We start from the raw sequence: 7,355 nt of genomic DNA on the forward strand, positions 1-7,355 counted from the left end.
TGCTGAACAGGAACAGCAGGTTGTACGGCCCGGTCTTCTCCACCACGATGCCGCGCTCGTCGAGGTACTTCGCCACCAGCGCCGCCGGGATTCCCTCTTCTTCCAGCGCGCCCAGCTCATTCATGCCCGGCGTCAGGATCGTCACCTTGATCGGATCGAGATACATATGATCGCGATCGGTCTGGCCGAAACCATGCCAGTTATCGTCCGGATCCAGCGGCCAGCACTGCGCCTCATCGATCTCTTCCGGCTGCCAGATATCGAAGAACCAGCTGTCGCTCTCCTCGCGCAGCCGCTGCACTTCACGGCGAAAATGCAGCGCGCGCTCCACCGAACGGTTGATCAAGCGGCGCCCCGGGTTGCCGCGCAGCATGGCGGCGGCGGTCTCCATCGACGCCACGATGCCGTAGTGCGGCGAAGTGGTGGTGTGCATCATGTAGGCTTCGTTGAAGGTGCTCTCATCGTAGTCGCCCTTGATATGAATCATCGAGGCCTGCGAGAAGGCGGCCAGCAGCTTGTGGGTAGACTGGGTTTCGTAGAAAACCTTGCCGGGCACCCGCTCGCCGCTCATGCCGCTCTTGCCGTCGTAAATCGGGTGGAAGTTGGTGTAAGGCACCCAGGCGGAATCAAAGTGAATCGACGGCACCTCCAGCGTCTGCTTGATGTAGTCGGTGTTGTACAGCAGGCCGTCATAGGTGGAGTTGGTGATCACCGCATGCACCGGCCAGGTGGCGTTCGGCGTCGCCTGCACCCGGGCGGCGATGCTCTCGCGCGTGAACTCGCGCTGCGGGATCCCGCCGAGGATGCCGTAGGCGTTGCGCAGCGGGCGCAGATAGATCGGCGTGATATCGCTCATCATCAGCAGGTGGCACAGCGATTTGTGGCAGTTACGGTCGATCAGCACCGTGCTGCCCGCCGGCGCCGAATACATGCCGACGATCTTGTTGGCGGTGGAGGTGCCGTTGGTGACCAGATAGCTCTGCTCGGCGTTAAAGGTGCGCGCGATGTACTCTTCGGCCTCCAGATGCGGGCCGGTGTGATCCAACAGCGACCCGAGCTCGGTGACCGAAATCGAGATGTCGGCCTTCAGGGTATTGGCACCGAAGAAGTCATAGAACAGGCAGCCTACCGGGCTTTTCTGGAACGCGGTGCCGGCCATGTGGCCCGGTGTGCAGAAGGTGTACTTCCCTTCGCGCACGTAGTTGAACAGCGCCTTGGTCAGCGGCGGCGTAATGGTGTCGATGTATTCCGCGGTGTACTGCTGGATGCGCTGCGCGATGTCGTCTGCCGCATTCAGGCCATACTCGAAGAAATAGAGCACCATGCGCATTTCATGCAGGCTGACGTCGAAAGTGGAGTGGGTATTGATAAAGGCATACAGCGGCAAGTATTCGTTCAGCTCGTTGATCTCGCTGCACAGCTCCAGGCTGTAGTCGTCCCAGTCGAAGATCACCCCGCAGATGCGGGCGTTGGCTTCGATCAACTTCAGCAGGTCACCGCTGTTTTTGGGGTACACCAGCTGGAATCCCATGGCGGCCAGCGCAGCGTGGAGCTCGCGAATCGGCTCATCTTTGTAGTAGACGCCCGTCGGGCCCATGATGGCGATGATATTCATCGGCAGCTCCTGTCAGTTAACGGCCAAGTCTCTATAACACCACGAAAATCCGGCGGTGTGTAGCCAAAAAAAAACCGCCCGGAGGCGGTTTCTTGCAGCGAAGAACAGAACTCAGCAGTAGCCGTAGTTCATCAGACGCTGGTAACGGCGGTTGAGCAACTCTTCGTCGTTCAGGCCATCCAAATCTTTCAGATCGGCGAGCAGCTGCGCTTTCAGCGCGGCGGCCATCGCCGGCACGTCGCGGTGCGCGGAACCGAGCGGCTCCGGGATCACCGAGTCGATCAGCTTCAGCTCTTTCAGACGCGGCGCGGTGATGCCCATCGCTTCTGCGGCCAGCGGCGCCTTATCGGCGCTCTTCCACAGGATGGAAGCACAGCCTTCCGGCGAAATCACCGAGTAAGTGCTGTACTGCAGCATGTTCACCTTGTCGCCCACGCCGATCGCCAGCGCGCCGCCGGAGCCGCCTTCGCCGATGACGGTGCAGATGACCGGCACGTTCAGACGCGACATCTCACGCAGGTTGCGCGCGATAGCTTCCGACTGGCCGCGTTCTTCCGCGCCCACGCCCGGATAAGCGCCAGGGGTATCGATAAAGGTGATGATCGGCATCTTGAAGCGCGCGGCCATTTCCATCAGGCGCAGCGCCTTGCGGTAGCCTTCCGGCGCCGGCATGCCGAAGTTGCGGCGGATCTTCTCTTTGGTTTCACGGCCTTTCTGGTGCCCGATGATCATCACCGGACGGCCATCCAGGCGCGCAATGCCGCCGACGATCGCTTTGTCGTCAGCGTAAGCGCGATCGCCCGCCAACTCTTCGAAGTCGGTAAAGATGTGTTTGATATAATCCAGGGTATAAGGACGGCGCGGGTGGCGTGCCAATTGGGCAATTTGCCAAGCCCCAAGATCGGCAAAAATCTTGCGCGTCAGCTCAACGCTCTTTTCACGCAGGCGCTGAACCTCTTCGTCCAGATTAATATCTAATTTTTCGTCTTGACGGCTGACTGCAGTCAGCGAGTCAATTTTCGCTTCCAGCTCTGCAATCGGCTGTTCAAAATCAAGAAAATTCAGACTCATAGCATTCCTATTTTAGTCAAATTCCAAGTCCACCTGCTCATTGCCTACCAACGTCCGCAAGTCGATCAACAAGCGGTCGGTGGGCGTCACGCGCCAGGTTGCGCCAAAACGCAGCTTGGCTCGCGCATCTTCCCGTTGATAGTAGAGATGCACTGGAATCGTCCCCGATCGATGGGGTTCCAACGACTGACGGAGACGGTTCAAAAGCTGGTCATCAATTTGCCTGTCAGTCAGCGAGATAGCAAGCCCGCGAGCGTATTTTTCCCGGGCTTCACTGATGTCCATTACCTCGCGGGCCATCATTTTAAGCCCGCCGCTAAAGTCATCAAAGCTGACCTGTCCACTGGCGATAAGGATACGGTCTTTTTCCAACAAATGCTGGTATTTTTCTAACGCTTCGGTGAATAACATCACTTCCAGACGGCCTGAACGGTCATCCAGCGTGCAGATGCCGATGCGGTTGCCGCGCTTGGTCACCATCACCCGCGCGGCGACCACCAACCCGACGGCGGTAGTCATTTTGCCCCGATCCGTCGGGTGCATGTCTTTCAAACGCTGGCCACCGGCGTAACGTTCGATCTCCTTCAGGTACTGGGTGATCGGGTGGCCGGTCAGGTACAGCCCCAGCGTCTCCCGTTCACCGTCCAGCACCACCTGCTCCGGCCAGGGCGCGATATTGGCGTAGGATTGCTCCACCTGCTCCGGCGCTTCCGCCAGCACGCCAAACATATCCACCTGGCCAATAGCTTCGGCTTTCGCATGCTGATCCGCCGCTTTTAACGCGTCGCCGAGCGAATTCATCAGCGCGGCGCGGTGCGGCCCAAGGCGATCGAACGCCCCGGACATGATCAGTTTTTCCAGAATGCGGCGGTTCAGTTTCTTGATGTCGGAGCGCGCGCAGAGATCGAACAGGTCTTTGAAGTAACCTTGTTCGCCGCTGTTGCGCGCCTCGATAATGGCCTCGATTGGCCCTTCCCCTACGCCCTTGATGGCGCCGATGCCGTAAACGATCTCGCCGTCGTCGTTGACGTGGAAGTGATACAGGCCGCTGTTGATGTCCGGCGGCAGGATCTTCAGCCCCATGCGCCAGCATTCGTCCACCAGCCCCACCACTTTGTCGGTGTTGTCCATATCGGCGGTCATCACCGCCGCCATAAACTCGGCCGGGTAGTGGGCCTTCAGCCACAGCGTCTGATACGACACCAGCGCATAGGCGGCGGAGTGCGATTTGTTGAAGCCATAACCGGCGAATTTTTCCACCAGGTCGAAGATTTTCACCGACAGTTCGCCGTCGATGCCGCGCGCTTTGGCGCCGTCTTCAAAGCCGCCGCGCTGCTTGGCCATTTCGACCGGGTTCTTTTTACCCATCGCACGACGCAGCATGTCCGCGCCGCCCAGCGTATAGCCGGCCAGCACCTGGGCAATCTGCATCACCTGTTCCTGATACAGGATGATGCCGTAGGTCGGCTCCAGCACCGGCTTGAGCGACTCGTGCTGCCACTGAATGTCCGGGTAGGAGATCTCTTCACGGCCGTGTTTGCGGTCGATGAAGTTATCCACCATGCCCGACTGCAGCGGCCCCGGACGGAACAGCGCCACCAGTGCGATCATGTCTTCGAAGCAGTCGGGCTTCAGACGTTTGATCAAATCTTTCATGCCGCGCGATTCAAGCTGGAACACCGCCGTGGTTTCCGAGCGCTGCAGCATGTCGAAGCTTTTCTTGTCGTCGAGCGGGATGGCGGCGATGTCGATCGGTTCCAGCCCGGTCTTGGCGCGCCGGGCGTTGATCATCTCCAGCGCCCAGTCGATGATGGTCAGGGTGCGCAGACCGAGGAAGTCGAACTTCACCAGCCCGGCGTATTCCACGTCGTTCTTGTCGAACTGGGTCACCGGGTGGTTCCCTTCGGCATCGCAGTACAGCGGCGCGAAGTCGGTGATCTTGGTCGGCGCGATCACCACGCCCCCGGCGTGTTTACCGGCGTTGCGCGTCACCCCTTCCAGCTTGCGCGCCATGTCGATCAGCGCCTTGACCTCTTCGTCGGCCTCGTAAATCTCCGGCAGCTGCGGTTCGGCGGCGAAGGCTTTCTCCAGCGTCATGCCCGGATCCGGCGGCACCAGCTTGGAAATGCGATCGACGAAGCCGTACGGGTGCCCCAGCACGCGGCCCACGTCGCGGATAACCGCTTTCGCCGCCATGGTGCCGAAGGTGATGATCTGTGATACCGCTTCGCGGCCGTACATCTCCGCCACGTGCTCAATTACCTGGTCACGCTTCTCCATGCAGAAGTCGACGTCGAAGTCGGGCATTGAGACACGTTCCGGGTTCAGGAAGCGTTCGAACAGCAGATCGAACTCCAGCGGATCGAGGTCGGTGATTTTCAACGCATAGGCCACCAGCGAACCGGCGCCGGAGCCGCGCCCCGGGCCAACCGGCACGTTGTTGTCCTTCGACCACTGGATAAACTCCATCACGATCAGGAAGTAGCCGGGGAAGCCCATCTGGTTGATCACCTTCAGCTCGACGTCCAGACGCTCATCGTATTCCGGGCGGCGCTGCGCGCGCACGTCAGGATCGGGGAACAGGAACTCCAGACGCTCTTCCAGCCCCTCTTTCGATTTGAGCACCAGGAAGTCCTCGGTGCTCATATCACCGGTCGGGAACTGCGGCAGGAAGTATTCGCCGAGGCGAATGGTGACGTTACAGCGCTTGGCGATTTCGACGCTGTTCAGCAGCGCTTCCGGGATGTCGGCGAACAGCTCGCACATCTCGTCTTCGCTGCGCATGTACTGTTGCGGGCTGTAGTTGCGCGGCCGCTTGGGGTCGTCCAGCGTAAAGCCGTCGTGAATGGCGACGCGAATCTCATGGGCGTCGAAGTCATCTTCCACCAGGAAGCGCACGTCGTTGGTGGCCACCACCGGCAAGCCACGCTCGGTGGCCAGCGCCACCGCCGCATGCAGGTAGTTCTCTTCGTCCTGGCGGCCGGTGCGGATCAGTTCCAGATAGTAACAGTCCGGGAAATACTGCTGATAGAAGTCCAGACACTGATCCACCTGCGTCTGGTTGCCGCGCAGCAGGAACTTGCCGACGTCGCCCTGACGCGCGCCGGAAAGCAGGATCAGCCCTTCGCGATGTTCAATCAGCCAGTCGCGATCGATAGTCGGGCCAGCGGCGCCGTAGCCGCGCTGATAGGCGCGGGAAATCAGCAGCGTCAGGTTCTGGTAACCTTCGTTGTTGCTGGCCAGCACCGTCAACTGAGCCAGTTCATCGCCCAGCTCTTCACTTTGCACATGGAAATCCGCGCCGATGATCGGTTTGATCCCGGCGCCGTGCGCGCTGCCATAGAATTTCACCAGCCCGCACAGGTTGGTGAAATCGGTGATTGCCAGTGCAGGCATGGCTAACGCGGCGGCTCTTTTCACCAGCGGCGCCGTCTTGGCCAATCCATCAATCATGGAGTAGTCACTGTGGACGCGCAGGTGAATAAAACGAGGTTCGGCCATCTCCAGATACCTGATTGAAGGGGCTCAGCAGGCTGAGCCCGGGTTAATGCTATCGTCGAGCCCGGTCAGGCCCGCAGACTACAGCGCCAGCGCTCTTTTCACCGGCGCGAAGCTGCGGCGATGATGCTCGGTGGCGCCCAGCGCGGCCAGCCGCTCCAGGTGGAAGGCGGTCGGGTAGCCTTTATGCTGCGCGAAGCCGTAGTCCGGGTACTCGCTGTCCAGCTCGGCCATTTCGCGATCGCGCGTGACCTTCGCCAGAATGGACGCCGCGCTGATCTCCGCCACGCGGCTGTCGCCCTTCACCACCGCCTGCGAACGCATCGGCAGGTTCGGGCAACGGTTACCGTCGATTAAAACCATGTCCGGCGCGATATGCAACCCGGCCACCGCGCGCTGCATCGCCAACATGGTGGCGTGCAAAATGTTCAATTGGTCGATTTCCGCCGGTTCGGCGCGCCCCAGGCTCCAGGAGAGCGCCTTGGCGACGATTTCGTCATACAGCGCCAGGCGGCGTTTTTCACTGAGTTTCTTGGAGTCCGCCAGACCGACGATCGGCTGCGCCGGATCGAGGATCACGGCGGCGGTGACCACCGCGCCGACCAACGGGCCGCGGCCCACTTCGTCCACACCGGCAATCAGCGTGGCAGCGGGATAGATAAAGGGTTCAATCATGCTTTCGCCAGCTCCAACACAGCCTGAGCGGCCTGTTCGTCCGCACCGCAACGGATGCTTTGGTGCAAGGTAAGGAAAGTGTGTTTCAACGCGTCGGTTTCCGGGCTCTCTTCCAGCAGCGGCATCACGGCGGCGGCCAGTTTGTCCGGCACGCAGTCATGCTGCAGCAGCTCGGTGACGATCTCGCGCCCCGCCAGCAGATTCGGCAGCGAAACGTAAGGCGTTTTCACCAGCTTCTGCGCCAGCCAGAAAGTGAACGGCTTCATGCGATAGCCCACCACCATCGGGCACTTGGCCAACATGCACTCCAGCGCCGCCGTGCCGGATGCCAGCAGCGCCGCGTCGCTGGCGATCATCGCCTCGCGCCCCTGGCCGTTCAGCAGATGTACCGTCAGATCCGGCGCAACCTCGGCCTTGATGCGCTCAAACTGCTCGCGCCGTTTGGCGTTGACCAGCGGCACCACCACTTCCAGCTCGGGATAACGGGTGCGCAGCA

5 protein-coding genes are annotated in these 7,355 nt (G+C 60.6%); all 5 read right to left on the reverse strand.

Annotated elements, in window-relative coordinates; translation table 11 throughout:
* The coding region (gene ldcC, locus ADK28_RS14625; RefSeq protein ID WP_048795966.1) for a lysine decarboxylase LdcC at window positions 1–1,615 on the reverse strand (1,615 nt) is incomplete at its 3' end.
* 111 nt (window positions 1,616–1,726) lie between these two features.
* Window positions 1,727–2,686 (reverse strand): acetyl-CoA carboxylase carboxyl transferase subunit alpha, encoded by a 960-nt coding sequence (gene accA / locus ADK28_RS14630; RefSeq protein ID WP_004931972.1) that lies wholly within the window; start codon window positions 2,684–2,686, stop codon window positions 1,727–1,729.
* Between the two features lie 12 nt (window positions 2,687–2,698).
* The gene (dnaE, locus tag ADK28_RS14635) at window positions 2,699–6,187 is read right to left on the reverse strand and encodes a DNA polymerase III subunit alpha (RefSeq protein WP_016929879.1); all 3,489 of its coding nucleotides are present in this window, start codon (window positions 6,185–6,187) and stop codon (window positions 2,699–2,701) included.
* 78 nt (window positions 6,188–6,265) lie between these two features.
* A complete protein-coding gene (rnhB, locus tag ADK28_RS14640) occupies window positions 6,266–6,859 on the reverse strand; it encodes a ribonuclease HII (RefSeq protein ID WP_016929880.1) in 594 nt (197 codons plus the stop codon).
* On the reverse strand, window positions 6,856–7,355 hold a 500-nt coding region (gene lpxB / locus ADK28_RS14645), incomplete at its 5' end, for a lipid-A-disaccharide synthase (protein ID WP_048795967.1). The genes lpxB and rnhB, both read right to left, overlap by 4 nt.

The organism is Serratia sp. 506_PEND (assembly GCF_001076875.1).
In the GTDB taxonomy this organism is placed as follows: domain Bacteria; phylum Pseudomonadota; class Gammaproteobacteria; order Enterobacterales; family Enterobacteriaceae; genus Serratia; species Serratia marcescens.